At 67.3% G+C, this 26,293-nt stretch carries 24 protein-coding genes; 13 read left to right on the plus strand and 11 right to left on the minus strand.

The annotated features are described in order from the left end of the window. Positions 1 to 184: 184 nt before the first annotated feature. The 3 genes from GH815_RS08155 to GH815_RS08165 all read right to left on the minus strand — a co-directional run bounded on the left by GH815_RS08155 (position 185) and on the right by GH815_RS08165 (position 3,074). On the minus strand, positions 185 to 463 hold the full coding sequence (locus tag GH815_RS08155; RefSeq protein WP_153748276.1) for a hypothetical protein: 279 nt from the start codon (positions 461 to 463) through the stop codon (positions 185 to 187). Continuing rightward, the gene (locus tag GH815_RS08160; RefSeq protein WP_170290320.1) at positions 460 to 1,791 is read right to left on the minus strand and encodes a tyrosine-type recombinase/integrase; all 1,332 of its coding nucleotides are present in this window, start codon (positions 1,789 to 1,791) and stop codon (positions 460 to 462) included. Before GH815_RS08160 ends, GH815_RS08155 begins: the two co-directional genes overlap by 4 nt. A gap of 794 nt (positions 1,792 to 2,585) precedes the next feature. Next, complete coding sequence (locus GH815_RS08165) at positions 2,586 to 3,074, minus strand: peroxiredoxin (protein WP_153748278.1); 489 nt, start codon at positions 3,072 to 3,074, stop codon at positions 2,586 to 2,588. 80 nt (positions 3,075 to 3,154) lie between these two features. Between GH815_RS08165 and GH815_RS08170 the strand changes: the two genes are divergently transcribed. The 4 genes from GH815_RS08170 (at position 3,155) to GH815_RS08185 (ending at position 7,396) form a co-directional block, all read left to right on the plus strand. After that, positions 3,155 to 4,363 (plus strand): NAD(P)/FAD-dependent oxidoreductase, encoded by a 1,209-nt coding sequence (locus GH815_RS08170; RefSeq protein WP_153748279.1) that lies wholly within the window; start codon positions 3,155 to 3,157, stop codon positions 4,361 to 4,363. After that, a complete protein-coding gene (gene rsmD / locus GH815_RS08175; protein WP_343030725.1) occupies positions 4,360 to 4,920 on the plus strand; it encodes a 16S rRNA (guanine(966)-N(2))-methyltransferase RsmD in 561 nt (186 codons plus the stop codon). Before GH815_RS08170 ends, rsmD begins: the two co-directional genes overlap by 4 nt. Positions 4,921 to 5,018: 98 nt before the next feature. After that, on the plus strand, positions 5,019 to 6,257 hold the full coding sequence (locus GH815_RS08180) for a PAS domain-containing protein (RefSeq protein WP_153748280.1): 1,239 nt from the start codon (positions 5,019 to 5,021) through the stop codon (positions 6,255 to 6,257). 134 nt (positions 6,258 to 6,391) lie between these two features. Further along, positions 6,392 to 7,396, plus strand: a complete 1,005-nt coding sequence (locus GH815_RS08185) for a DUF6635 family protein (protein WP_246176363.1) — start codon at positions 6,392 to 6,394, stop codon at positions 7,394 to 7,396. Between the two features lie 30 nt (positions 7,397 to 7,426). Here the strand turns inward: GH815_RS08185 and GH815_RS08190 are convergent, their stop codons facing one another. Both GH815_RS08190 and map read right to left on the minus strand, forming a co-directional pair. Next, positions 7,427 to 8,980, minus strand: a complete 1,554-nt coding sequence (locus tag GH815_RS08190; RefSeq protein WP_153748281.1) for a dienelactone hydrolase family protein — start codon at positions 8,978 to 8,980, stop codon at positions 7,427 to 7,429. 72 nt (positions 8,981 to 9,052) lie between these two features. Then, positions 9,053 to 9,925: a type I methionyl aminopeptidase gene (map, locus tag GH815_RS08195; RefSeq protein ID WP_153748282.1), complete on the minus strand. Its 873-nt coding sequence runs from the start codon at positions 9,923 to 9,925 to the stop codon at positions 9,053 to 9,055. A 170-nt stretch (positions 9,926 to 10,095) separates the two neighbouring features. On the opposite strand from map, the gene GH815_RS08200 reads away from it, so the two are divergent. Genes GH815_RS08200 through GH815_RS08215 form a run of 4 tightly spaced genes read left to right on the plus strand, consistent with a single transcriptional unit; the run spans position 10,096 to position 13,050 of the window. Further along, positions 10,096 to 10,827: a competence/damage-inducible protein A gene (locus GH815_RS08200; protein ID WP_153748283.1), complete on the plus strand. Its 732-nt coding sequence runs from the start codon at positions 10,096 to 10,098 to the stop codon at positions 10,825 to 10,827. Beyond that, complete coding sequence (locus tag GH815_RS08205; RefSeq protein ID WP_343030727.1) at positions 10,824 to 11,555, plus strand: GNAT family N-acetyltransferase; 732 nt, start codon at positions 10,824 to 10,826, stop codon at positions 11,553 to 11,555. Before GH815_RS08200 ends, GH815_RS08205 begins: the two co-directional genes overlap by 4 nt. After that, on the plus strand, positions 11,552 to 12,127 hold the full coding sequence (locus GH815_RS08210) for a peroxidase-related enzyme (protein ID WP_343030728.1): 576 nt from the start codon (positions 11,552 to 11,554) through the stop codon (positions 12,125 to 12,127). The genes GH815_RS08205 and GH815_RS08210 overlap by 4 nt, the downstream gene beginning before the upstream one ends. Continuing rightward, a complete protein-coding gene (locus GH815_RS08215) occupies positions 12,124 to 13,050 on the plus strand; it encodes an OmpA family protein (RefSeq protein ID WP_153748284.1) in 927 nt (308 codons plus the stop codon). The genes GH815_RS08210 and GH815_RS08215 overlap by 4 nt, the downstream gene beginning before the upstream one ends. A gap of 18 nt (positions 13,051 to 13,068) precedes the next feature. Here GH815_RS08215 and GH815_RS08220 read toward each other — a convergent pair whose 3' ends face one another. The 5 genes from GH815_RS08220 to ilvD all read right to left on the minus strand — a co-directional run bounded on the left by GH815_RS08220 (position 13,069) and on the right by ilvD (position 19,284). Next, positions 13,069 to 13,971, minus strand: coding sequence for a LysR family transcriptional regulator (locus tag GH815_RS08220; RefSeq protein WP_153748285.1), 903 nt, complete (start codon positions 13,969 to 13,971; stop codon positions 13,069 to 13,071). A gap of 157 nt (positions 13,972 to 14,128) precedes the next feature. Next, complete coding sequence (locus tag GH815_RS08225; RefSeq protein ID WP_153748286.1) at positions 14,129 to 16,144, minus strand: FAD-dependent oxidoreductase; 2,016 nt, start codon at positions 16,142 to 16,144, stop codon at positions 14,129 to 14,131. A 59-nt stretch (positions 16,145 to 16,203) separates the two neighbouring features. Beyond that, on the minus strand, positions 16,204 to 16,608 hold the full coding sequence (locus GH815_RS08230) for a thioredoxin domain-containing protein (protein ID WP_153748287.1): 405 nt from the start codon (positions 16,606 to 16,608) through the stop codon (positions 16,204 to 16,206). Continuing rightward, positions 16,605 to 17,378: a DUF6478 family protein gene (locus GH815_RS08235; protein ID WP_153748288.1), complete on the minus strand. Its 774-nt coding sequence runs from the start codon at positions 17,376 to 17,378 to the stop codon at positions 16,605 to 16,607. The genes GH815_RS08230 and GH815_RS08235 overlap by 4 nt, the downstream gene beginning before the upstream one ends. A 178-nt stretch (positions 17,379 to 17,556) precedes the next feature. Beyond that, positions 17,557 to 19,284, minus strand: a complete 1,728-nt coding sequence (gene ilvD / locus GH815_RS08240; protein WP_153748289.1) for a dihydroxy-acid dehydratase — start codon at positions 19,282 to 19,284, stop codon at positions 17,557 to 17,559. 116 nt (positions 19,285 to 19,400) lie between these two features. Here ilvD and GH815_RS08245 point away from each other — a divergent pair, with 116 nt between their 5' ends. From GH815_RS08245 to GH815_RS08260, 4 genes are all read left to right on the plus strand, one after another. Beyond that, complete coding sequence (locus tag GH815_RS08245; protein ID WP_153748290.1) at positions 19,401 to 20,285, plus strand: CPBP family intramembrane glutamic endopeptidase; 885 nt, start codon at positions 19,401 to 19,403, stop codon at positions 20,283 to 20,285. A gap of 64 nt (positions 20,286 to 20,349) precedes the next feature. Continuing rightward, a complete protein-coding gene (locus GH815_RS08250) occupies positions 20,350 to 21,225 on the plus strand; it encodes a CPBP family intramembrane glutamic endopeptidase (protein ID WP_153748291.1) in 876 nt (291 codons plus the stop codon). A 75-nt stretch (positions 21,226 to 21,300) separates the two neighbouring features. Next, on the plus strand, positions 21,301 to 22,296 hold the full coding sequence (gene accD / locus GH815_RS08255; protein WP_153748292.1) for an acetyl-CoA carboxylase, carboxyltransferase subunit beta: 996 nt from the start codon (positions 21,301 to 21,303) through the stop codon (positions 22,294 to 22,296). Between the two features lie 32 nt (positions 22,297 to 22,328). Then, a complete protein-coding gene (locus GH815_RS08260; protein WP_153748365.1) occupies positions 22,329 to 23,567 on the plus strand; it encodes a bifunctional folylpolyglutamate synthase/dihydrofolate synthase in 1,239 nt (412 codons plus the stop codon). Here GH815_RS08260 and zapE read toward each other — a convergent pair. Continuing rightward, positions 23,531 to 24,649, minus strand: coding sequence for a cell division protein ZapE (gene zapE, locus GH815_RS08265; RefSeq protein WP_153748293.1), 1,119 nt, complete (start codon positions 24,647 to 24,649; stop codon positions 23,531 to 23,533). The two genes, GH815_RS08260 and zapE, sit on opposite strands and share 37 nt — an antisense overlap. A 171-nt stretch (positions 24,650 to 24,820) precedes the next feature. On the opposite strand from zapE, the gene GH815_RS08270 reads away from it, so the two are divergent. Then, positions 24,821 to 26,242 (plus strand): leucine-rich repeat domain-containing protein, encoded by a 1,422-nt coding sequence (locus GH815_RS08270; RefSeq protein ID WP_170290321.1) that lies wholly within the window; start codon positions 24,821 to 24,823, stop codon positions 26,240 to 26,242. The last annotated feature ends 51 nt before the right edge of the window (positions 26,243 to 26,293 follow it).

Raw genomic sequence — 26,293 nt, forward strand, 5'->3', positions numbered from 1 at the left:
GGGCCCTCAGGACGCCCTCGACCCGCCCGAAAGCAGCACCTTGGCTCCAATGTCAGCCGGCCGGTGAATATCGCGGGTTCATAGGGGCTACTCCACTTGTTCTGGCATGTCTGCCTGTCATGTGAGCAACCTAGCCCGGCGCATGGCGAACTATGAGCGCGAAGAATGAAGCTTCGATAGCGCCTTAAAGGAATGTTTCTATTCGATTTTTGAAGTGTCTTCGTTGGTCTTTGGTCAGTTTTCCGGGCGTTCCTAGATATTCTTCTTCGAAGTGATCTATCGCCAGTTCGACGGTTTCGAAGGAATTCGCCTTCACGGCTTCGGCGGCTTTTTGTGCGACAGCGCCCTTCTTGGTTTGGCGCATTCCCGTATGGCCCGGCGTTCCCCGCTTTCGACCGGGGCGACGACGATTAATCAGTTCGATTATTTCATCCGAAAACTTGGCGGTCTTGAAACCCGTCATTGTGCGGCCCCCGACCGCAGCGGAACAACCTTCGACGCTTCGGCCACTTCACCCCGACAGAATGCGGCCCATGCCCCCATCATTGCGCGGCGTTGTTCGACAAGATCGGTGCGACGATACCGCTGTTCGACTTCGTTGCCCACGCGATGCGCAAGGGCTATCTCCGAAAGCAGGTTATCCCATTGATTTACAGTGCAATAGTCCTTGAACGTGCTGCGCAGGCCATGCGGCACGGCGGGGCGCGGCTGCGGTTCTTCTGCGGGGTCTTCGGGCGTCGTCAATACGTTCGGGTCTATCCAGCCGCGATTGTCCTTCTTTGCCTTCGCTTCGTGCATTCTTTTGAAAACCGCTGATAGGGTCATATCCGACATGACGCCGCCGCGCGGCGCGGGGAAAACTAGCGCCTTCGGGTCATTGTGATCGGCTTCAAAGTGCGGAAGTGCCTTCAATACGGCAATCGCGGCGTCGGACAACGGCACAGAATGCGGCTTTTTCATTTTCATACGGGCTGCGGGGATGGTCCAGACTTTCGCCGCGAAATCAACTTCGCCAAAGGTCATGCCGCGAACTTCACCCGACCGCGACGCGCAAAGGGTCACAAATTCTAGCGCCCGCGCCGCCATGCCGTCCCGTTGACGAAGATCGGCGAACCATGCAGGCAAGTCGCCTTGTTGAATTGCGGGGTGGTTTTGCGCTTCGGCCTTTTTCTGATTGCCAATCCAAACTTCAAGCGCCTTCACCGAAGCCGGGTTGTCGTGCTGGCGGCAACCTTCGTCAATAGCCCAAGCAAACACGCTTTCCATGCGACCGCGAACGCGGCGGGCCGTGTCGGTCTTCGTCGCCCATATCGGTTTCAACACGTCCTTCACGTCGTCAATCGTGATGGTGCCCACGTCCTTCGCCCCGATTTTCGGGACGGCGTGAAGATCAAGGCTTGCGCGCCATTGCTTGCGGTGCTTGTCGCTGCGGAAGTCTTCAATCCTGCCCGACTTCATGTATTCGTCCAGTGCATCGGCAAAAGTGACGATCTTCGGCGCGTCCGGGTCAACCTTCGACGCGCGCCGTTCTTCGATAGGGTCACGGCCTTCGCGGACGATCACGCGCAAACGTTCCACTTCGTTCCGGGCTGCGGCTAACGACAGGTCTTCGACCGAACCAAGCCCCATGCCCCGAACCTTGCCGCGAACGGTGTAGCGGAAGACCCACGACTTCGTGCCCCAAATCGACACTTGCAGATACAGCCCTTTGCCGTCCCGGTAGTGGCCCGGTTCGGTCAACGGCTTGCCGTCCAGATAGAAGACCGGCTCTTTCGTGCCCTTGGTCTTCATTGCCGTGAGAAGGTCGGAACCCCGCGCCATGATGCATCCCCTACTACATTCCTACTACAGAAATTTCGCAGAAACAGGCGATCAAGTCCAGACATGGGCAGACGATACAATGCAGCAAGAAATTGGAAACAATGATTATTTCAGACGGCCCTAGACGGTGGCAGACATACTACTGGAAGCCCTACGGGCTGCCACTTAGCCAATAAATCTATATAGAAATCAGTTGGCTGCCTGTTGTTGACTTTTGCATCCCGCCTAACTTCCGACCAAACCGGCGACCTCTTGTCAGATCAAGTCGCAGTTCTGTGGGGCGTTCTGCACGTCCGCTAGCGCGCCAGTTATGTTCGGCAACGATGCGCTCTGGATAAATCGGGTAGCTTTGAGTCATAGATTGCCTGGCCGCTGCCCGGTGCCTCTGGGCTACCTCAGCCCCATGGAGCTCGAGGCCCGCGCCATGCTAGCTTGACTCGCTATCCACGAAACCGGCAGCAGCTCAAGCCCTGCTGGCCATCGCGGCGGTCGCCAAGGGGCGCCCTCATGCGGCGCGAGGCAAGCGGTTATCTTGCCAAGCCGGATCAGAAATCACCCGTGCCTTGTCAGTGCCTGATTGTCGCCGAACCAGTTCGCCATGCGCCAGCGGGCTTGCGCATCCACCCCGCCTAACCACATGTATTCCCGGCATGACTCCTTCTAAGAGGGTGCGGAAACCACACCGGCCCCGCGACGACAGCTTACCCCGGTCCGCCCGCCCGACACCCCATGGCGCATCGGGCGGGCGGCGGCCTTGACCCGGATCAGAGGGCTTCGAGCAGGGCTTCACCGGCAGAGATGCCGCATTCGCCGGGGGTTTCCTCGAGGTTGAGGACGCTCACAACGCCGTCATCGGCGATCAGGGCATAGCGGCGCGAGCGGGATACGAGGCCGACGGGCAGTGCGCTGAAGTCGAGGCCGACTGCCTTGGTGAAGTCGCCATGCGGATCGGACAGCATGGTGATGCCCGCGGCGGTGGCGCCGGTGGCCTCGCCCCAGGCCTTCATCACGAAGGGATCGTTGACGGCAAGGCAGATCACCTCGTCCACGCCCTTGGCCTTGAGCTGGTCCATCACCCGCACGAAGCTGGGCACATGGGCCGAATGGCAGGTGGGGGTAAAGGCGCCGGGGACGGCGAAGATCACCACCTTGCGGCCGGCAAGCGTCTCGGAGAGCTTCACCTCTTCGGGCCCGGCCTCGCCCAGTCGGACAAAGGTGGCCTCGGGCAGGCGGTCGCCGGTGGAAATCGTCATTTCTGTCCCTCCTGATGGATTGCAAACGGTTTCGGCCGTCAGATAGTGTCTGCCCCGGATCGTGCCAGAGCGGAAGTGCAATGTCCCGTATCGTCATCATCGGCGCCGGTCAGGCGGGGGCGGCGCTGGCCGCGAAACTGCGCGGGCTGGGGCATCAGGGGCCGATCACGCTGACCGGCGAGGAAGCCGCGCCGCCCTATCAGCGCCCGCCCCTGTCCAAGAAATACCTGCTGGGCGAGATCGGGGCCGAGCGGCTCTATCTGCGCCCGGCGGAATTCTATGCCGAGCACAGGATCGAGCTGCGGCTTGGCCTGCGCGGGGCGCGGATCGACCGGGCGGCCCGCGTGGTCGAGGCGGACGGCACCGCCATCGGCTATGACATGCTGGCGCTGACCACGGGCGCGGTGCCGCGGCGGCTGCCTGCGGCGATGGGGGGCGATCTGGGCGGCGTGCATGTGGTGCGCACGCTCGCCGATGTGGACGCGATGGCGCCCGCCTTTCGCGACGGCGCGCGGGTGCTGATCGTGGGCGGCGGCTATATCGGGCTGGAGGCGGCGGCGGTCGCGGCGGCGCGAGGGCTGAAGGTGACGCTGATCGAGGCGGCGGACCGGATCTTGCAGCGCGTGGCCTGTGCCGAGACCTCGGACTGGTTCCGGGCGCTGCATCGCGGCCATGGCGTCGATCTGCGCGAGGGCACGGGGCTGGTGCGGCTGAGTGGCGATGGTCATGTGCGCGCTGCGGAGTTGAGCGACGGCACGCGGCTTTCGGTGGATTTCGTGATCGCGGGCATCGGGGTCACACCCGCGACCGATCTGGCCGAGGCGGCGGGACTGACGATCGCGGACGGGATTGCGGTGGATACGCTGGGGCAGACCTCGGACCCGGCGATCTGGGCGGCGGGCGATTGCGCGAGCTTTCCCTGGCGCGGCGGGCGGTTGCGGCTGGAAAGCGTGCAGAACGCCATCGACCAGGCCGAGACGGTGGCGGCGAACATGCTGGGGGCCGGGCTGTCCTATGATCCGAAGCCGTGGTTCTGGTCGGACCAGTATGACGTCAAGTTGCAGATCGCGGGGCTGAACACGGGCTTTGATCGCGTCGTTGTGCGGCCGGGCGAGAAGGCAGGGATCAGCCACTGGTATTATCGCGGGGCGGACTTGCTGGCGGTGGACGCGATGAACGAACCGCGCGCCTACATGACCGCCAAGCGGCTGATCGAGGCCGGGCGCTCGCCCGATCCGGCGCTGGTCGCGGATCCGGCGGTCGATCTCAAGACGCTGATGGCGGCGTGAGGATCATCGCGGGGCAATACCGGGGATTGCGGCTGGCCGCGCTCGGCAAGGGCGATCCGGGCGCGCATCTGCGCCCCACCGCCGACCGGGTGCGCGAAAGCCTGTTCAACATCCTGACCCATGGCGGCCATGGCGATCCGGTGACGGGGACACGGGTGCTGGACCTGTTCGCAGGCACCGGCGCGCTGGGGCTGGAGGCGCTGTCGCGCGGCGCGGTGCAGGTGACATTCGTCGAGACCGGCGCGAAGGGTGCGGCGCTCATTCGCGAGAATGTCGAAAAATGCCGGGCCGAGGGGCAAACCGCACTGATCCGGCGCGATGCGACGCGGCTGGGGGCCTGTCCGGGGGCGCCCTTCGATCTGGTCTTTCTCGACCCGCCCTATGGCAAGGGGCTGGGCGAACGGGCGCTGGCCTCGGCGCTGGCGGGGGGCTGGATCGCGCCCGGCGCGCTGATCGTCTGGGAGGAAGGCGCAGCCGTCGCGCCGCCCGACGGGACCGAGGTTCTGGACAGCCGCCGCCATGGCGAGACGATGGTAACGATCCTGCGCCGGGGCTGAGTCCGGGGGCAGATCGCAACCCTTTGGAAAGAAACGCGCCATAAGGATGGGGCATTGCGAAGGGGCCGCGAGTCGCGGTCGGCACAAAGGGATTCCGCATGCGTCAGACCGGAGGTCGCGAACCGATACCCGATCAGGGTGAAGTCGCGTTCGGAATCGACGAGATTTTCTATTCGCGCACCGATGGCCGGGGCGTGATCCGGGCAGGCAATTCGGTCTTCCGGCGCATTTCAGGCCATGACTGGCCCGACCTGATCGGCGCCCCGCACAAGATCATCCGCCATCCCGACGTACCCCGGGCGGTTTTCTGGCTTTTGTGGCAGACGATCCAGGGCGGCGCGCCGGTCGCGGCCTATGTCAAGAACAAGGCGCGCGACGGGCGGCATTACTGGGTCTTTGCCGTGGTCCTGCCGATCGAGGGCGGGTTCCTGTCGGTCCGGATCAAACCCTCTGGTCCCTTGTTCGCGGCGGTCCAGAACGAATACGAGGCGCTCTGTACCCGCGAGCGCGCAGAAAAACTGCATCCCGAGGCCAGCGCGGCGATCCTGCTGGCGCGCCTGGCCGAACTGGGCTTTGCAAGCTATGGCGATTTCATGGCGCAGGCGCTGAGCAACGAACTGGCGATCCGCGATACCGCATCGGGCGGGGTGCGCTGCGAAAGGCTGCGCACGATGGAAGCTGTAAGCGAAAGCCTGACCGACGCCTCGCGCGAACAACGCGGCCTGACACAAACCTTCGGTGCCCTGAAGACGGTCCCGACCAATATCCGCATCCTCGCGAACCGGCTGGAACCCGTTGGTGGACCGATCACCGCGATCTCCGAGAACTACAAGATCGCCTCGACGGAAATCGTCTCGCGGCTGGGCGCCTTTGCCGGGGCGGACGGCAACCTGTGCGACCGCATGGCGCGCGTGGTGAGAGATGGCGTGTTCCTCATGGGCTGCGCCGAGGTCCAGTCCGAACTGGTGCGCCAGTTCCGGGCCGATAACGGCGCCTGCGGCCCCAACGATTCCGGGCTCGAGATGGCGATGCTGACCGACCTGGAAGCGCGCTGCGCCGAGCGCGCCCGCGAGGGTCTGGCCGAAGCGATCCGCATGGCACGCATGCTGTCGCGGACCAGTCAGGATCTGCGCCGCATGGTGCTGGGACTTGATTCGATCCGCGTCATGGGCCGGGTGGAATGCGGCCGCCTGACGGCCGGGGCCGAAAGCCTGGGCGGCCTGATCGAACAGCTCGAAACATATCACACCGCCATCAAGGACCGGCTCGAGTCGATCATCCAGTTGTCGGACCGCATCCGGTCCGGGGCGGAACGCTACGCCGCGGGAACGGCCTGAACGCACGCCCTGCGGCTGATGCGAGACGCGAAGATGAGCTTCTGAGCGGGATTCCGCAGATCCTGCATCACGCCGCCCCTGCCATCGCGAAATCCCCTCTGGCGGCGGGGCAGACGGCGTCCCATCTTGCGCGCATGACCACGCCCGATCCGGACAACTCTAGCATCGACAACACCCGCACCAGCGCGGAAACCGGCCCCGACACGGGTCACGGGGCCGCCGATGCCGCGCTGGTCGCCGCCGCCCGCGCCTATTTCGACGAGCGCCGGGCGCGGGTGCCGGACTTCGTGCGCAGGCGCTTCGGACTGCGCGGAACGCTCGAGTTGCACGCAAATGCGCTGGGCTGGGACATCCTGCGCGCGCCTGCCAACATGCTGCTCTCGCCGGTGCTGGTGCTGGCACGGCTGGGCGGCGGGGTAGCGCGACGGCTGGATGCGCCCCGCACCGCGGACTGGCTGATGTCGCGGCGCGTGCTGTTGCCGACCGCGGTGGCGCAGGCGACCGAGCGGGCCATCGTCGTCGAGCTTTTCGAACTGCCCTGGACCGGTCCGGGCGGGGCCAGCACCGGCGATGCGCTGGCCCGCGCGATCCTTGCGGACCCGACGCTGGCCGGACTGGTTGCGGCCCGCGCGCAGGCCGGGGCGCAAAGCGCCCGGGCGCTGTCGGATTATGGCGGCACGCGCGCGGCGATGGCCGAGGTGACCACCGCGCTGGGCGCGCTGGGGGCCGGGGCTTTCGCCTTTCATTCGCTGACGCCGGGCATGATCTCGCTGGCGCCGGGGCTGGCGGCAGTGCTGGCGCAACAGGCAGCCATTGCCGCCTTTCCGCTGGGCGGGCTGATGGGTTCGGCCTGGTACGGGCTGTTTCCGGCAGAGGTCTCGTCCGGGCTGATGGCGGGCGTGGGCCTTGGGCTGATGGCGACAGGCGCAATTACCGTCGCCTTTGCCGGGGTGATCGCCGACCCCGTTCAGGCCGCATTCGGGCTGCACCAGCGCCGCCTGAACCGGCTGATCGACGCGATGGAGGATGCCTTTGCCGGCGAGGGCGCCCGCGGGTTCACAGCGCGCGAACATTACCTTGCCCGCCTGCTCGACCTGTCCGATTCGGGCCTTGCCGCGATCCGGGGCCTGTCGGGCTGACGCCCCCGGGCGCCAGGTGCAGACGCGTGCTCAGACCGCCTGGAACATCGGAAAGGTCACGCCCAGCGCCCAGGCCAGGAACAGCCCCAGCCCCAGCCCCGCGCCCGCGGGCCGGGCAGTGGCACGGCCGATCCATCCGCCCATCATCCCGAACAGCAGGAAGAAGACCAGCACCACCGGCAGGATGATCAGCAGGAAGAACAGCCGGTCGAAATCGAGCGCGGTGGCGATCCCCAGCGAAACCAGAAAGGCCCCGCGCGCGGTCAGGCTGCGCCAGAGCGGCGCGCGCCCGCCCTCGACCATAAGCGCGTCCGACAGCATGTAGGGCAGCGTGCCCAGCGCCATCGCGGCGATGACCGCAAGCCGGATCGGGATCGGATAGAAACTGGTGACATAGCGATCCATCGCCAGCCCGAAGACGCAGATGCCGTAAAAGGCGACCAGCCCGGCCAGCATCAGGATGCGGCCAGCCTCGGCCCGGCCGGGCCAGCGCAATTCGCCCCACCACCACAGAAGCGCCAGCGCCAGCGCGCCATAGGCGGCGAAATGCAGCGCAAGATATTCGGCGACAAGCACGGGCAGAACCTGCGTCTCGACCGGCGACAGGGCCAGCGGCACGACGATGGCGGGCAGCAGCGCCACGACGAGGAAGCGGTTGCGCGACAGCGGTTCGGGGCGCGGATCGTGGGTCTTTTCGCGCAGCCGGGCCAGCGGCCAGGCAAGGGCCACGATGCCGGTCAGCAACAGCGCGATCCAGCCGCCCATGCGCGCCACCGGCGCAGCACTTTGCCGCCCGAAGGTGGCGTCCAGCCAGGCGCGGGTTTCCTCGATCATGGCGGGCGACCAGATCACGCCGACATGTTCGACATTGGGCGCCAGCACGGCCCGCCGCGCGGTGCCGAGCGCGGGCTCGCCCACGGTTTCGCCGAAAGCCGCATCGGGGTCGGTCAGGTCGAGCGCGGCGCGCGCCTCGGGGATCAGCCGCCCTTCCCACGCACCCTGGATCATCAACAGGTTCGCAGGCTCGGTCGCGGTGATCGAATCGTTCGACATCGAAACCGCGACGGTGGCCGCCAGACGGTCATCGACCACGGCCTGCCGGATCGCGATATAGCTGCCCATGGAATGACCCATGATCGCCACCTGCCCGTCGGCCCAGGGCTGGGCAAGCACGGCGTCGATCACGCGCCCGGTCTCGGCCATAAGCAGGATCGCGGTGCCTTCGGGGCTGTCCAGATCGCCCGACATCGGCACCGGGTTGCGGCCATGCCCCTCATAATCAAAGGCGACGGCAGCATAGCCTGCGCGGGCCAGGCTGAGCGAGGTCGCCTGCATCAGCGGGCGGGATCCGGCGAAGCCATGCGAGACGATGACCACGGGCGCAGGCCCCGCACCAGGCAGCCGGTAGACCGTGGCAGGCGTGCTGCCGGTGCCGGGCACGGGTTCGATCAGGATGCCCGCGCGTTCGGCTTCGAGGTGCCAGACCGAAATCAGGATCGCGGCGATGGACAGGATCGCCACCACCCAGCGCGCAGGCGTCAGCCGCCAGGCGAAGCGGTGATGGATCACGTCTGCTTGCGTCATCGGCGGCTGTCTCCTGGGGCCAGGCGTGTCGGATTTCGATCTAGCGCGGGATCGGCGCGGGACAGGGGGGCCTCAGCGATAGGTTGGATGAAACAGGCCCGCAGGCGACAGGGTGAAGATCTCGACCCCCGTGGCGGTGACGCCCACGGAATGTTCGAACTGCGCCGACAGCGACTTGTCGCGGGTCACGGCCGTCCAGTCGTCGGCCAGCACGGCCGTTTCGGGGCGGCCGAGATTGACCATCGGCTCGATGGTGAAGAACATCCCCTCTTCCAGCCTAGGCCCCATGCCGGGCTGGCCGTAATGCAGCACATTGGGCGGCGCATGGAACACCCGGCCCAGCCCATGGCCGCAGAAATCGCGCACGACGCTCATCCGGTGCGACTCGACATGGGTTTGAATCGCATGGCCGATATCGCCGAAGGTGGCGCCGGGGCGGACCGCCTCGATCCCCTTCATCAGCGCGTCATGGGTGACCTGGATCAGCCGCTCGGCCTTGCGGCCGAGCTTGCCCGCGACATACATCCGCGAGGTGTCACCATACCAGCCATCCACGATCACGGTGACATCGACATTCAGGATGTCACCATCCAGCAGGACATCGTCGGCACGGCGCTTTTCCAGATCCTTCGAGATCGTCTCGGTGCCGCTTTTCGGAACCGGCGCACCGGGGATGCCGTGGCAGACGACATGGTTCACGGAAATGCAGCTTGCGTGCTGATAGCCCTTGTAGCCGATGGTGGCCGAGGTTGCGCCCTTGCGTTCGACCAGATCGGCAATAACGCGGTCGATCTCGCCCGTGGTCTGGCCAGGCTGGATCAGCGGCACGATCTCGTCGAGGATTTCGGCGGCGACACGGCCGGCCGCGCGCATGGATGCGAAATCCGCCGGGTGATACAGGCGGATATTGTCCCTGGTGCGGCGGTCGCGCGTTCTGTCGTCCAATGGCGGCTCCTTGGCTTATCCGCGGCAAGATAAGCCGCTGCGGCAGCAAAGGCCAGAGCGCGCTATGTTCGGAAGTTGTCGCGGCGGATCGGCCCGCCTGCCACGAGGGGGCTTTGAAACCGCAAGGCAGGCTCCTATACCGAGGCTGTGGCCGGACAAGGAGGGCGGGCATGGGCAATCCCACGGCGGCGATGCTGGTGATCGGCGACGAGATCCTGTCGGGGCGGACGCGCGATGCCAACATGCATTTCCTGGCGAGCGAACTGGTCAAGCACGGGATACGGCTGTCCGAAGTGCGGATCGTCCCCGATATCGAGCCGCGCATCGTCGAGGCGCTGAACGCGCTTCGGGCGGCCTATGACACGGTGTTCACCTCGGGCGGCATCGGGCCCACGCATGACGACATCACCGCCGACGCGGTGGCCAAGGCGTTCGGCGTCGGCATCGATGTGCGCGAAGACGCCCGCGCCCTGATGCAGGACTATTGCGACCGGATGGGCCGCGATCTGAACGAGGCGCGGCTCAGGATGGCGCGGATCCCCGATGGCGCCAGCCTGATCGAGAACCCGATTTCCGCCGCGCCGGGTTTTCGCATCGGCAATGTCTGCGTGATGGCGGGCGTGCCCTCGATCTTTCAGGCGATGGTGGCGGGCGTACTGCCGACGCTGACCGGCGGCGATGCGCTCTTGTCGCAGAACCTGACTGTGCAGCGCGCCGAGGGCGATATCGCGGCCGCGCTGCGCGGGCTGGCCGAGGATTTCGGCGATCTGTCCATCGGATCCTATCCGTTCATCCGGGATGGCGTCTATGGCACGAATGTCGTGATCCGGGGCACCGACGGGGTGCGGATCGATGCCGCAATGGGCCGGTTGTCCGCCCTGTTCCCCGAGGCCGTGGCGTGACGCCCGAGCGCCTGTTCGCGGCGCAGGAGGCGACCTGGCCGACCTTTGCGGTCACGCAGGTCGGCCCGTTCCGCATCCGCGAGGGAAGGGGCGGCGGCAATCGGGTGTCGGCGGCGACGGCCGAGGGGCCGGTCAGCGAGGCCGATCTGGCCGCGGCCGAGGCGGCGATTGCGGCGCTGGGGCAGGTGCCGCTGGTGATGGTGCGGCCGGGGCAGGATGCGCTGGATGCGTTGCTGGCGGCGCAGGGTTATGCGCTGGTCGATCCGGTGGTGATGCTGGCCGCGCCGGTGGCCGAACTGGCCGCAGAACCGCCCGCGCCTGTGACCGCCTTCACGATCTGGGAACCGCTGGCGATCATGGACGAGCTGTGGGAGGAACTGGGCATCGGCGCAGGGCGGCGCGCGGTGATGGCGCGTGTTGCCGGGCCGAAGACGGCCGTGCTGGGCCGCCAGAACGACCGCGCGGCGGGCGCAGGCTTTGCCGCGATCCATGACGGGTTGTGCTTCGTTCATGCGGTCGCCGTGGCGCCGGACCATCGACGGCAAGGCGCGGCCCGCAACATGATGCGGGCGGCGGCGCAATGGGCACAAGATGAGGGCGCGGAACAGATCGTCGTGCTGGTGACCGAGGCCAATGCAGCGGCGCGCGCGCTCTATGCTTCCTTGGGGATGCGGAATGTGGGACAGTATCACTACCGGATGAAAACGACCCCCAGGCCCCAGCCGTGACCCAGGATCGCGAACTTCCCACCGCCCTTGACCTGCCGCAGGTCGACCCGCTGCCGCCTGAGACGCGGAAATATTTCGACATCTGCGCCGAAAAGTTGGGCCTCGTGCCGAATGTGCTGCGCGCCTATGCCTTCGACATCGCCAAGCTGAACGCCTTTACCGCGATGTATAACGACCTGATGCTGGGGCAGAGCGGGCTGAGCAAGCTGGAACGCGAGATGATCGCGGTCGTGGTCTCGTCGATCAACCGTTGCTGGTATTGTCAGGTCGCCCATGGCGCCGCGGTGCGCGAGCTGTCGGGCGATCCGGCGCTGGGCGAGGCGATGGTGATGAACTATCGCGCCGCGAAGCTGGATGCCCGCCGGCGCGCGATGCTGGATTTCGCAGCGAAGCTGACCGAGGAAAGCCACAAGGTCGAGGACGCCGACCGTCAGGCGCTGCGCAATCTGGGCTTCAGCGACCGGGATATCTGGGACATCGCGGCGGTCGCGGGCTTCTTCAACATGTCGAACCGGATCGCCTCGGCCAGCGGGATGGAGCCGAACCCGGCCTATCACGGCGCGCATAGATGAGATTTCGGGGTCTGGCCGTGATCCTGGCGGCGATGCTCGCCCCGGGTGCGCTGGCGGCGTTAAGCCCGCCCGAGAGCGCCGGCGTGACCGCCGACGAGCGGGAAGCGCTGGGCAGTGTCGCGATTCCAGTGGGCGGTTTCGATGGCGCGCAGGTGCCCGTGATCGAGGCCGAGGGCGCGATCACCCGGCGGGCCTGGCACGAACCGCTGGAGGGACGGACCACGATGCAGATCCTCGCGCCGCTGCGCGCACGGCTGCTGGAGGAGGGGTTCCTGCCGATCCACGATTGCGCGGCGGATGGCTGCGGCGGGTTCGATTTCCGCTTTGCCACCGACACGCTGCCGGAACCGCTGATGCATGTCGATCTGGGCGATTTCCGGTTTCTGTCCACCCGGCGGTTGACCGGCGCCGGCCCGGAATACGCGACGCTGATGGTCAGCCGGTCCGGCACGCGGGGTTTCGTACAGGTGACGCGGGTCAGCCCGGCCGCTGCACCGTCCGTCGCCGACACGCTGTCGAGCAAGGGGGAAGACGCCGTGCCCGAGGGTGCGCTGGCCGAGCGGCTGGACCGCGAGGGCCGGGCGGTGCTAGCCGATCTGGACTTTGCCACCGGCGCGGCGGCGCTGAGCGAGGGCGAGTTCGCCTCGCTTGCCGCGCTGGCGCAATATCTGGCGGAGAATCCGGGGCTGTCGGTCATGCTGATCGGCCATACCGATGCGGTCGGCGCGCTGGAGGGCAATATCGCCCTGTCGCGGCGCAGGGCCGAGGCCGTGCGCAGCCATCTGATCGAGCGGCTGGGCGTGTCCGCGACGCGGGTGACCGCGGCGGGCGCAGGCTTTCTGGCGCCGCTTGCCAGCAACCGCACCGAAGAAGGCCGGATGCAGAACCGCCGGGTCGAGGTGATCGTCACCGCACTGGACTGAGACGGCGGAAGGCCGCGGTCAGATGACCGCGTCCTCCACCGAGAACTGCTCAACCAGAAAGTCGATGAAGGCGCGGACCTTGGGCTGGGTGAAGCGGCCGGGCGGGTAGACGGCATAGATGCCGAGCTTTTCCAGCGGCAGGCCGGGGATCGCCTCTTCGACAAGGCCCTTTTCCATCGCGTCCTTGAACAGGAAGCTCGGCAGATAGGCGATGCCAAGGCCCGAGATCGCCGCGTTCAGCAGCGACTGGCCGTCATTCACGGTCAGCCAGCCCGCGGTTCGGACCTGGCGTTTCTCGCCCGAGGGGGCGGTGATCTTCCAGACATTGCCGCTGGCCTGATTGGAATAGTGCAACAGCTTGTGTTCGTTGAGATCGTCGATCTTCTGCGGGCGGCCAAACTTCTGGAAATAGGAGGGCGCGCCGATCATGCGCTTGGTGGTCTCGGCCAGCCTGCGGGCGCGCAAGGTGCTGTCTTCCAGTTCGCCGACGCGAATCGCCATGTCGAACCCTTCGGAGATCAGTTCGACATAGCGGTTGTTGAGCACCATGTTGACGGTAATATCCGGATATTGCTGCAAGAAATCGCCCAGCAGCGGCGAGAGGTGGTTCACCCCGAAATCGGTGGCAACCGAGATGCGCAACAGCCCCGAAGGTGCCGATTGCATCGAGGTGACCAGCGCATCTGCCTCGCCCGCATCGTTCAGCACCTTGCGGGCGCGGTCGTAATAGGCCAGCCCGATCTCGGTCGGGCTGACGCGGCGGGTGGTGCGGTTCAACAGGCGCGCGCCCAGCCGGGCCTCGAGCGAGGAGACATGCTTGGACACGGCGGATTTGGAGATGCCCATCTTCTTGGCGGCATCGGTGAAGCCGCCCTGATCCACCACCGTGGCAAAGGCCTCCATCTCGGTCAGTCGGTCCATCGGAACATCCTTGATCACACCCCCGTGCTGCCGGTCACCGTGCCGCCGAATTCGGGCAGGATTTTGAAAGCCGCTCGACAATAGTTGGGTGATGGCGCCATCGTCACGCTGCGGGAAACCCGGACCGCCTGCCGAGCGGGCGCGCAAGCCGTTGATGTCAAAGGCGGGCAGCAAGGCGGGCGCCCTGGTCGATGGCGCGTTTGGCGTCCAGTTCGGCCGCAACATCCGCGCCGCCGATGACGTGATGGGCCACGCCTGCGGCGGTCAGGTCGGCGGACAGGCGGCGATCGGGTTCCTGCCCGGTGCACAGCACGACGGTATCGGCGGCGATCAGGCGGGCACTGTCGCCTTCGGCGATCTCGATGCCGTCGGGGGTGATGCGGCGATAGGCGACGCCGCCCAGCATGCGCACGCCCTTCATCCGCAACGCGGCGCGGTGGATCCAGCCGGTGGTCTTGCCCAGTCCCTTGCCGGGCGTGCCGGGCTTGCGCTGCATCAGCGTCACCTGCCGGAGCGGCGGCGCGGGGCGGGGACCGTCAGGCGCCAGCCCGCCGCGATGCTGCGCGGGATCGGCCACGCCCCATTCGGCGCGCCAATGTTCGGGGTGCAGGGTGGGGCTGTCGCCGGTCACGAGAAACTCGGCCACATCAAAGCCGATGCCACCTGCGCCCAGAATGGCCACCCGGGCACCGACCGGGGCATCCGCGGCCAGAACGTCCCGATAGCCCAGCACATGGGGCAGATCCTGGCCGGGGATGGCGGGATCGCGCGGGGTGACGCCGGTGGCAAGGATGGTCTCGTCGAACCCGGCCAGCATTGCGGCATCCGGGGCGGTCGAGAGGCGCAGATCGACCCGGTGCAGGGCGAGCATCCGGCGGTAATACGTCAGAAGCCCCTGGAACTCCTCCTTGCCGGGGATGCGGGCGGCAAGGTTCAACTGCCCGCCGATCCGGTCGGATTTCTCGTAAAGCGTGACATGATGCCCGCGCTCGACCGCGACCAGCGCGGCCGACAGCCCGGCAGGCCCGGCACCGACCACGGCGATGCGTTTCGGAATGGCGGCGGGGGCATAGCGCAGCTCGGTCTCGAAACAGGCACGGGGATTGACAAGGCAGGTCGAGACCTTGCCCGAGAAGGTGTGATCCAGACAGGCCTGGTTGCAGGCGATGCAGGGGGCGATCTGGTCGGCCCGTCCCGTGGCGGCCTTGGCGACGAAATCGGGATCGGCCAGGAACGGCCGCGCCATCGAGACCATGTCGGCAGCCCCTTCGGCGAGCAGGGTTTCCGCGATGTCGGGCGCGTTGATCCGGTTCGAGGTGATCACCGGGATCCCGACCCTGCCCATCAGCTTGCGCGTAACCCAGGCGAATCCCGCGCGCGGGACCGAGGTGGCGATGGTCGGCACGCGCGCCTCGTGCCAGCCGATGCCGGTGTTCAGGATCGTGGCGCCCGCCTGTTCGATGCGCTGCGCGAGGGTCACGACCTCGTCGAAACTGGACCCTTCTGGGACAAGGTCGATCATCGACAGCCGGTAGATCAGGATGAAATCGGGGCCGACCGCCGCGCGCACCCGGGCCACCACATCCAGCGGCAGGCGCATGCGGTTTTCGTAAGGCCCGCCCCAGCGGTCGCTGCGCCGGTTGGTGTGGGTCACCAGGAACTGGTTGAGGAAATAGCCCTCCGAGCCCATCACCTCGACCCCGTCATAACCGGCCTCGCAGGCGCGGGCGGCGGCAAGGGCGATATCGGCGATCTGTTTCTCGATCCCCGCCTCGTCCAGTTCGCGGGGGGCGAAGGGCGAGATCGGCGACTTGACCGGGCTGGGGGCGACGCAATCGGGGCCATAGGCGTAGCGGCCCGCATGCAGGATCTGCATCGCGATCAGGCCGCCCTCGGCATGGACACGGGCCGTCACGCGGCGGTGATTGGCAATGTCCTCGGGCGTATACAGCCCCGCGGCGCCGGGGAAGACCGCGCCTTCGGGATTGGGGGCCATGCCGCCGGTCACGATCAGCCCGGCCCCGCCACGGGCACGCAGCGCATAGAACTCGGCCACCCTGTCCCAGTCGCCGCGTTCCTCGATCCCGGTATGCATCGAGCCCATGAGCACGCGGTTTTTCAGCGTCACGAAGCCCAGATCGAGCGGGGCCAGAAGATGCGGATAGTCGGTCATGCGGTCCTCCCGGTGCGAGAGTGGCGCCGCTTGGGGCGGCTGTCACGGGGGACGCGGCGTCACGCGGGGGCCGGGGCGGTCTCGACGCAATGGGCGCGGAAGGCGCGTTTCAGAAGGTCGAGTTCCGCGCGCAGCAGGTCGATCTCGGCGCGCAGGTCATGGTCCAGCGGGCTGCCCGCAAGGATCGTGAAACTGGCCAGCGTCGCGCCGCTGGTCCGGTCGCGGATCACGCAGGTCTGCACGCCGTCGGACAGGATCTCGGCCGGGATCGGCAGGGCAAGGGCAAAGCGGCCGGGCCGGTCGGGATCGGGGGTCAGGCGCAGGCCGGGCACCGGACGGCCCAGATGCAGCGCCTCGATCCCGGGCGGATCGGTACCGGGGGCATCCAGCACCCCCTCCCACACCCCGGCATGCAGGCGGGTGGCGGTCAGGCGGGGCGGAACGGGCGGGCGCAGATGAATCATGGCTCGGCCCTCGGGCGGCGGCTGAGCAGCAGATCGTGCAGCGTGATGCAGTTCATCTGCGGCGCCTCGAAGATCAGGTCGAGCCACATCTTGCCGACCCGATCCTCGTCAAGCCCGATGACGGCAAGATCGAATTCCAGCTCGATTTCGGGCGTATCGGGGGGGATGGCGCGGACAAGCTGGGCGGTATTGGGGCCGTGGCGGATGTTCAGTCGGGCAAAGATCCCAAGCGGCCGCTCGGTCTCGATGGCGGCATCCAGCCGGATCAGGTGGCGGCGGCGCAGCCCGGTCATTGCGGCAGCGGGCAGGTCGATGGCCAGCGACAGGAAACTGCCCTCGAAGCGGAACACCTCAAGCCTTAGCGCATGGGGCGGGCGGTCGCCCGGGCCGGATCTGGCGATCTGACGCAAGACCAGCTCGGGACGGATGCAATCGTGGAAAAGCCGCATCCCGGCGCCGAAGGCGGTGCCGCTTTCGGGGGCCACCACGCCGGGTGGGGACAGCGGGCCGCACCACATTTCAGGCCGCCAGAGCCAGTCGCACCCCAGCGGAAGGCCCCGGCCCCCGGCCCCGGCGGGCGGTCGGGCAAGCCGCCCGTCCACCGCATGGATCACCCGGTCCAGCCGGTGGCGCAGGGCGAGTGCGCGCGCCCGCAACGGCCGCAAGCGTGCCGGATCGCTGTTTTCGGCACGCTCTGCCGCCCGGTCCCATGCGCTCAACGCATGGCGGAACAGCAGGCTGTCAACCAGGGAAACGGGTGCATGGGCCATCGGCGGGGCGGATCGTTCTGCGTTGCGACGCCGCCAGAGGACACCGGGACCGGTTTCATCCGGGTAAATTCCAGCAGGAAAAAGCGGTGAAAACCGGATCAATCCGCCGACCAACCCCACCGGCGCTGTCCGCACAGGCGCGGGACCGGCCGCAAGGGGCCGGTCCCGGCAGGCCGGATCAGAGATCCATGTAGACGTGCTTTTCCGCCGCGGCGCCGGGATGGGTGACGGCCCCCAGGCGGGTCGGCCCCACCTGCTGGGCGTATTTCCAAAGCGCGCCCGAGGCATAGATCGTCGCGCGCGGGCCTTTCCAGTCCGCCTTGCGCTGTGCGAGTTCCTCGTCCGACAGCGCAACCGACAATTCGCCCTTGATGGCGTCGATGGTGATCATGTCGCCATCCTTCAACAGCGCGATGGGACCGCCATGCGCCGCCTCGGGGCCGACATGGCCGACGCAGAAGCCGCGCGTGGCGCCCGAGAAGCGGCCATCGGTGATCAGCGCGACCTTCTTGCCCATGCCCTGACCGGACAGCGCGGCGGTGGTGGCCAGCATCTCGCGCATGCCGGGGCCGCCCGCGGGGCCCTCGTTGCGGATGACCAGTACCTCGCCTTCCTTGTATTCGCGGGCCTTGACGGCGGCAAAGGCGTCTTCCTCGCATTCGAAGACGCGGGCCGGGCCGGTGAAGACCTGTTGTTCCTTGTCCATGCCCGCGACCTTGACGATGGCGCCATCGGGGGCAATGTTGCCCTTGAGGCCGACGACGCCGCCCGTCGGCGTGATCGGGGCGGACACCGGATAGATCACCCGGCCATCGGCCTCGCGCGTGACCATGTCGATTTCCTCGCCGATGCTGCGGCCCGTCACGGTCATGCAGTCTTCGTGGATCAGGCCAGCCTTGCGCAGTTCCTTCATCACGACCGGCACGCCGCCTGCTTCGTAAAGATCCTTGGCGACATAGGTGCCGCCGGGTTTCAGGTCGACGAAATAGGGCGTGTCGCGGAAGATGTCGCAGACATCGAACAGGTCGAATTCGATCCCCGCTTCATGCGCGATGGCGGGCAGGTGCAGCCCGGCATTGGTCGACCCGCCGGTGCAGGCCACCACGCGCGCGGCGTTTTCCAGCGCCTTGCGGGTGACGATGTCGCGGGCGCGGAGGTTCCGCTCGATCAGGTTCATCACCGCGCGGCCCGACGCCTCGGCATATTGATCGCGGGATTCGTAGGGCGCAGGCGCCCCCGACGAGTTCGGCAGCGCCAGCCCGATCGCCTCGGACACGCAGGCCATGGTGTTGGCGGTGAACTGGCCGCCACAGGCCCCGGCCGAGGGACAGGCGACCTTTTCCAGCGCGATCAGCGCGGCCTCGGACATGTTGCCCGCCTGGTTCTGGCCCACCGCCTCGAACACGTCCTGAACGGTGACATCGCGGCCTTCATGCCGACCGGGCAGGATCGAGCCGCCATAGATGAAGACGCTGGGCACGTTCAGCCGCACCATGGCCATCATCATCCCCGGCAGCGACTTGTCGCAGCCCGCAAGGCCCACAAGCGCGTCGTAGCAATGGCCGCGCATGGTCAGTTCCACGCTGTCGGCAATGGCCTCGCGGCTGGCTAGGCTGGAGCGCATCCCCTCGTGGCCCATGGCGATGCCGTCGGTCACGGTGATGGTGGTGAACTCGCGCGGCGTGCCCTTGGCCTCCTTGACGCCCATCTTGACCGCCTGGGCCTGCCGGTTCAGCGCGATGTTGCAGGGCGCGGCCTCGTTCCAGCAGGTCGCGACGCCGACAAAGGGCTGGTGGATCTCGGCTTCGGACATGCCCATCGCGTAGTAATAGGACCGGTGCGGCGCGCGGGCCGGGCCTTCGGTGACGTGGCGGCTGGGCAGGCGGGACTTGTCGATGGGGGGCATGCTGGCTTCCTCCGGCTCGTGTTGCCCTTGGCAATAGACGCCGCGGGAAAGGGAGACAAGCGATTGATGGGCGCGCGCCCGCGGTCTAGTGTCGGCGGGTATTGGACCGGGGCCCCATGAATTACCGACCCCACGAGCATTTCATCCACGCGGCCCGCGCCCGGCCCGAGATCTGGCGTCTGCTTGCGGGCGCGGTGGCGATCCTTGCGATCAATATCGGGCTGATCTACGCGGCCTATGGGCTGGTCGCAGTGCTGCGCGGCACGGCGATTGCGCAATCGGCCTTTGCGGCCGTGTTCGGCACCACGCTGACGGCGGCGGATGCGCTGTGGCTGCTGGCCTCGTTCCTGTTCATGCTGGTCGCCACGCTGGTTGCGGCAAGCACCTTTCACGGCCGCGGCCTGCTCTCGCTGACCGGTCCGGCGGGGCGTGCGGTGGCGCAGTTCCTGCGCGTTCTGGGGGCGCTGGTGCTGCTTTACGGGGCGCTGGCGCTGATCCTGCCCGCAGGCGCCGATCTGCGGCCGAACCTCGATCCCGCGCGCTGGCTGATGCTGTTGCCACTCGCGCTGCCGCTGGTGTTGCTCCAGGTGACGGCCGAGGAAGTGCTGTTCCGCGGCTATCTGCAACAGCAGCTTGCCGCGCGGTTTCAAAGCCCCCTGATCTGGATCGGCCTGCCCGCGGCGCTGTTCGCGCTGGGCCATTACCAGCCCGGGATCGCAGGCGGCAATGCCGTGATGGTCACGCTCTGGGCGGGGCTGTTCGGGATCGCGGCGGCGGATCTGACCGCGCGCAGCGGCACGCTGGGGCCGGCCATCGCGCTGCATTTCGTCAACAACGCGGTGGCGATCCTGGTGGTGGCGCTGGACGGGCCGATTTCGGGGCTGGCGCTTTACACCTATCCCTTTGCCGCGGACGATCCGGCGCTTGTTCCGCTGTTCCTGGTCGATCTGGGCGTGCTTGGGGTGTCCTGGCTGGCCGCGCGGGTGGCCTTGCGCGTCTGAGTTGAAGCCCGGGCGCCTGCGCGCTAGCTTGCCCGCGACGCGCCGCCCCAACCCCAGAGAGCCCATGCGATCCCCCCTATTCGAGGCCTATGTCGAGCCCGCACGGCTTTACCCCGAACTCTGGCGGGTCATCATAGCGCTGGGCGTGATCGGGCTGATCTATGCGGGCTGTTTCGCGCTGTTGCTGGTCGGCGCCTATCCGGTGCTGGGGCCGCTGGCCTATTTCGGCTGGATGCAGGGCATCATGGCCCCCGCGACGCCCGGCCAGACGCTGTTCGTGCTGGCCAGCTTCATCGGCATGGGGCTGGGCGTGCTGATCGCCACGCCCGCGCTGCATTATCGCGAACCGGGCAGCCTGTTCGGACCGATGCGCGACTGGGTGCGCGGCTTTGGCGTCGCGGTGGCGGTGCTGGTGCCGGTCTATGCGGGGCTGTTCCTGATCGGCCGGGCGGCCCTGCCGCTGGAGGCGGGCCTGCCGATTGACCAATGGCTGCGGTTCCTGCCCCTTGCGCTGGTGCTGGTGCTGATCCAGACCGGGTCCGAGGAAGTGCTGTTCCGCGGCTATCTGCAACAGCAACTGGCCGCGCGCTTTGCCGCGCGGGTGGTCTGGATGGGGCTGCCCGCGCTGGTCTTCACGGTGCTGCACATCAACCCGGCGGCCGGGATCAATGCCTGGGGGATCCTGGTCGCGGTCTTTGCCTTCTCGCTGGCGGCGGCCGATCTGACCGAACGGACGGGCAGCCTGGGCGTCGCGATGGGTTGGCATTTCGTGAACAATTGCAGCGCGCTGCTGATCGTGTCGGTCAAGGGCACGATCACCGGGCTGTCGCTGTTCGTGACCCCGTTCGAGATGTCGGACAAGGTGATGGTTCCGCTGACGCTGGGGATCGACATTCTGGTGATCTTTGCGATGTGGCGTCTGTTGCGCGCGCTGATCTGACCGGCCGGGGCCGATTGCATTTCCCGGCCCCGCGGCTTATCTGAGCGGCCAGACCGTTCCGAGGGTGGCGCGCGCATGAACTGGATCAACAACTACGTCCGGCCCAAGATCAACTCGCTGTTCTCGCGCCGCGAGATCCCCGAGAACCTGTGGACGAAATGCGACGCCTGCGGAACGATGCTGTTCCACCGGGAACTGAGCGACAACCTGAACGTCTGCACCGCCTGCGGCCACCACATGGGGATCAGGCCGCGCGACCGCTTCGTGACGCTGTTTGACGGCGGCATCTTCACCGAGGTTGCGGTGCCGACGCCGCTGGCCGACCCCTTGGCCTTCCGCGACCAGAAGAAATATCCCGACCGGATGAAGGCGGCGCAGAAATCCACCGCCGAGAAAGAGGCGATGCTGGTTGCCGAGGGCGAGATCGGGCGCACGCCGGTCGTCTGCGCGGCGCAGGATTTCAGCTTCATGGGCGGCTCCATGGGCATGTATGTCGGCAATGCCATCATCGCCGCCGCCCAGCGCGCGGTCGAGCTGCGCCGCCCGCTGATCCTGTTCTCGGCCGCGGGCGGCGCGCGGATGCAGGAAGGCATCCTGAGCCTGATGCAGATGCCGCGCTCGACGGTTGCGGTGCAGATGCTGAAAGAGGCCGGGCTGCCCTATATCGTGGTGCTGACCCATCCCACCACCGGCGGCGTGACGGCATCCTATGCGATGTTGGGCGATGTGCAGATCGCCGAACCCGGCGCGCTGATCTGCTTTGCCGGGCCGCGCGTGATCGAGCAGACGATCCGCGAAAAGCTGCCCGAGGGGTTCCAGCGCGCCGAATACCTGCTGGAACACGGGATGCTGGACCGGGTGGTGCCGCGCACGAAGCTGCGCGAGGAACTGGTGACCATCGTGCGGATGCTGATGGGCCTGCCGCCTGCCGTGATCGCCGATCTGCCGCCACCCGCCAGCTTCAGCCACGGCCCTGCCGAGGCGGGGCTTGAGGATACCGAGAATCCCGAACCGCCGCGCCGCGTCGCGCCCCCCGATGCCGAGCCCCCCGAGCCGGGCAGCAAGGGGTGAGTGCGGGCCGCAGCGACGCCCTTCTGGCGCGGATGATGGCGTTGCACCCCAAGATCATCGACCTGACGTTGGACCGGGTTTTGCGGCTGCTGGCCGCGCTTGACCATCCCGAACGGCAGCTTGCCCCGTTGATCCATGTTGCGGGCACAAACGGCAAGGGCTCGACCCTCGCGATGATCCGGGCGGGGCTGACCGGCGCGGGGGGCCGGGTGCAGGCGTATACCTCGCCTCATCTTGCGCGGTTCCACGAACGCATCCGGCTGGCCGACGGGCTGATCGCCGAGGACGCGCTGGCCGCGGTGCTGGACGAATGCGAGCGCGCCAATGGCGGCCAGCCCATCACCTATTTCGAGATCACGACCTGCGCCGCGCTGCTGGCCTTTGCACGCGATCCGGCCGACTGGTGCCTGCTGGAAGTGGGGCTTGGCGGGCGGCTGGATGCAACCAATGTGATCGAGCGGCCGGCGCTTACGGTGATCGCGCCGGTCTCGCTCGACCATCAGCAATATCTGGGCGAAACCTTGCCCGAGATCGCCGCCGAAAAGGCCGGGATCCTGAAACGCGGCGTGCCCTGTGTGGTCGGCCCGCAGGAGGATGCCGCGATGGAGGTGATCGAGGCGCGGGCCGCCCGGCTGGGGGCGCCGCTGATCGCCCATGGCCAGCACTGGCATGTCTGGGAGGAACGCGGGCGGCTGGTGTTCCAGGACGAGCGCGGGCTTCTGGACCTGCCCCTGCCCCGCCTGATCGGCGCGCATCAGGTGCAGAATGCGGGCATGGCCATCGCCGCGCTGCGTGCGCTGGGACAGGGCGAACAGGCCTGCGAGGCGGCTCTGACACAGGCCGACTGGCCCGCCCGGCTGCAACGCCTGCGCCACGGCCCGCTGGTCGCGGCGGCGGGGCGGGCGGAATTGTGGCTCGATGGCGGGCACAACCCCGCCGCGGGCGTCGCGCTGGCCGAGGCCGTGACGCGGCTGCCGCCGCGGCCGTTGCACCTGATCTGCGGGATGCTGAACACCAAGGATGTGACGGGCTTCATGCGGCCGCTGGCGGGCGTGGCCGACAGCCTGACCGCCGTCTCGATCCCCGGCGAGGCCGCGACGCTGCCCGCCGAAACCACCGCCGCGGCCGCCGCTGCGGCGGGTCTGCCCGCCACGACCGCCGGGGATGTGGCCGAGGCCGTGGCGCGGATCGCCGGGGCGCAGCCGAACGCGCGGATCCTGATCTGCGGCTCGCTCTACCTTGCCGGGCGGGTGCTGGCGGAGAATTCCTGAGCGGCGCCCAGCCCCCATTCGGCGCCCTGCATCTCGCGCAAACGGCTCGCCGTGCGCTCGAACTCGAACGCCCCCGCCCCTTCGAGATACAGCATCTCGGGCTGGGCCGCCGCCGACGCGATCAGCCGCACCCGGCCTTCGTAAAGCGCGTCCACCAGCGTCACGAAGCGGCGCGCCTCGTTGTAGTTTTCCGAACTCAGCCGCGGGATGTCCTCGAGGATCAGCACGCGCAATGTCTCGGCCAGGGCAAGGTAATCGGCCGGACCAAGCGGGCGGGCGCAGAGATCCCAGAAACTCGCCCGCGCGACCCCGTTGTGGAACAGCGGCAGGTCCAGTTCGCGGCCCTGCACCCGCAGCGTCAGCGGCGCCCCCGCCCCGTCGGTCAGATCCTGCCAGATCGCCGTCAGCGCCTGCCGCGCCAGACGGTCGGCGGGGGTGAAATAGACATCCGCACCGGTCAGCCGGTTCTGCCGGTAATCGGTGGGCGAGGCGAGGTGCATCACCTCCAGCCTGTCCTCGATCATCCGGATGAAGGGCACGAACCGCTCGCGCTGCAAGCCGTCCTTGTAGAGATCGCCCGGCACCCGGTTCGAGGTCGTCACCACCGTGACGCCCTGGGCGAACAGCAGGTCGAACAGCCGCCCCACGATCATCGCATCGGCAATGTCGGTGATCTGCATCTCGTCGAGGCACAGAAGCCGCAGCCCGCGGAACTGCTCGGCCACGACGGGGCGCAGCGCATCCTCGGCCCCGGCCTTGCGCGCGGCGTGCAACCCCTTGTGCACCTGCTGCATGAAGGCATGGAAATGCACCCGCCGCTTGCCCTCGATGGCGACACCGGCATGGAACAGGTCCATCAGCATCGACTTGCCGCGCCCGACGCCGCCCCACAGATAGAGCCCGCGCACCGGCTCGGGCGGCGGGGGCTTGCGGAACAGACCGCCCCGCACCGGGGGCGGCGGGCTTTCCAGCGCGGCGCGGATCCGGTCGAGCGGGGACAGCGCCGCGATCTGCGCCGGATCGGCATGCAATTCGCCCGCGCCGACCCTTGTCTCGTAGTGATGTCGCAAGCTCTGTCCCATGGCGCGGTTCTAGGCCGGGCACGCGGCAGCGGAAAGGGGCAGCACGGCAGAATGCTGCGGGCCGGAGCGTCGCAGAGGGGTGCCGACGGGGGATCGCCCGCGCGGCGGCGGCCCCGGCTTGCCCCGCGCCGATACCCTTGCCATGCTGGCGCAGATCGGTGGAGGCAGGGCATGAGTGCAGCGGAAGACGCCTATCGCGCGGCGGAGCGGGCGATTGCGGTGGCGAAGGAGGAGGGGGCGAACGAGCTCTCCTTTGATTTCGAGAAATTCCGCGCGCTGGAGGAATTGCCCGCTGAAATCGCCGACCTCTCGGGGTTGCAGGTACTTTGGCTCGACAACACAGCAATCAATGACGAAGGCCTCGGCGCTATCGAAGGTTTGAAGGGGTTGGAAAATCTCTCACTCTTCAGGACCGCAGTTACCGATGCAGGTCTGAGACACCTGACAGGCCTGACCCAACTGCAATCGCTCACCCTCTCCAAGACCGCAATCACCGACGCGGGCGTTCGTTTCCTTTCGCGCCTTGTCGGGTTACAGGGCATCTTTCTTTCGAACACGGCAATTACAGACTTGGGCCTCCGGCAACTGACGGGTCTGTCGGGATTGCAGTGGATTTCCCTTGATGGAACCGGGATCACCGACGAAGGGCTTTCAACCCTCGGGGGTCTGACCACGTTGGAGGTGCTTTTCCTTGCCGATACCGCGATTACCGACGCGGGCCTGAGCAGCCTTGCGGGCCTGACGAGTTTGCGGCAGCTCTTCGTCGATAACACCCCGATCACCGAAGAGGGGCTCGCCGGGATCGCGGGGCTGTCGGAGTTGCAGGATCTCTCTATCGACAACACAGGTGTGCGCGATCTGCGGCCGCTGCTTGCCTTTGATCGACTGAACATCGGTCGTCTCCGGTTCCACGGCATCCCGGCGCTCGACCGCGACCCGCGGCTGAAAGAGCTTTCCGAGATCGCGCATGAAAAGGACTGCGCCCGCCAGACACTCGCCTATCTGCGCGAGGTGGGCGATGGCTGGCCGCCGGGGGATCGCCGCGGGACCATGCGCGACGCTGATCCGCCGATCACGGCAAGGGTGCCGAGCGATGCGGTGCGGGCGCATCTCGGCTTTCTGCTGCGCACCGCCCCGGCCAGTCGGGTGGCGGCCGACACTCTTGCATCGCAGATCGAGGCTGCGATCACGGCATGGCTGAACGAGACCGGCACCAACCATTTGCCGGACGAGCTTGCGGTGTTCGAGGACATCGCCCGGACATTGCGCGGGTTTTCCAGTGCGCTGCCCGCCGCCCCGGCCGAGGACCTGCCGGACAGACGCGCCCTCGAAACCCGCCTTGCCGAGCTGGAGGAACAGGTGGCCCGGCTGGCCGACGAACTGGACGCAGCCCATGCCCGCGCGGCGGCGGCCGAGAGCAAACTGGCCGGGCGCATCATCTGGCCGAAATACAAGGAACGTCTCGCCGAAGATTCCGCGACCCTGACGGCATGGACCGTGAAAGTGGGGGTGGTTTCCGGCGCGGTCCACCTGCTCGGCGTGAATTCGGCCACCGTTACCGAATTTCTGAAGGTACTTCAGAAAGTCCTGTAACCCTATCGCCACCTCTCATTCAGAAGCGCCCGAAAGGCATTCGGATCACGC

Origin of the sequence: Rhodovulum strictum, from assembly GCF_009649175.1 — a bacterium.
Classification (GTDB): domain Bacteria; phylum Pseudomonadota; class Alphaproteobacteria; order Rhodobacterales; family Rhodobacteraceae; genus Rhodovulum; species Rhodovulum strictum.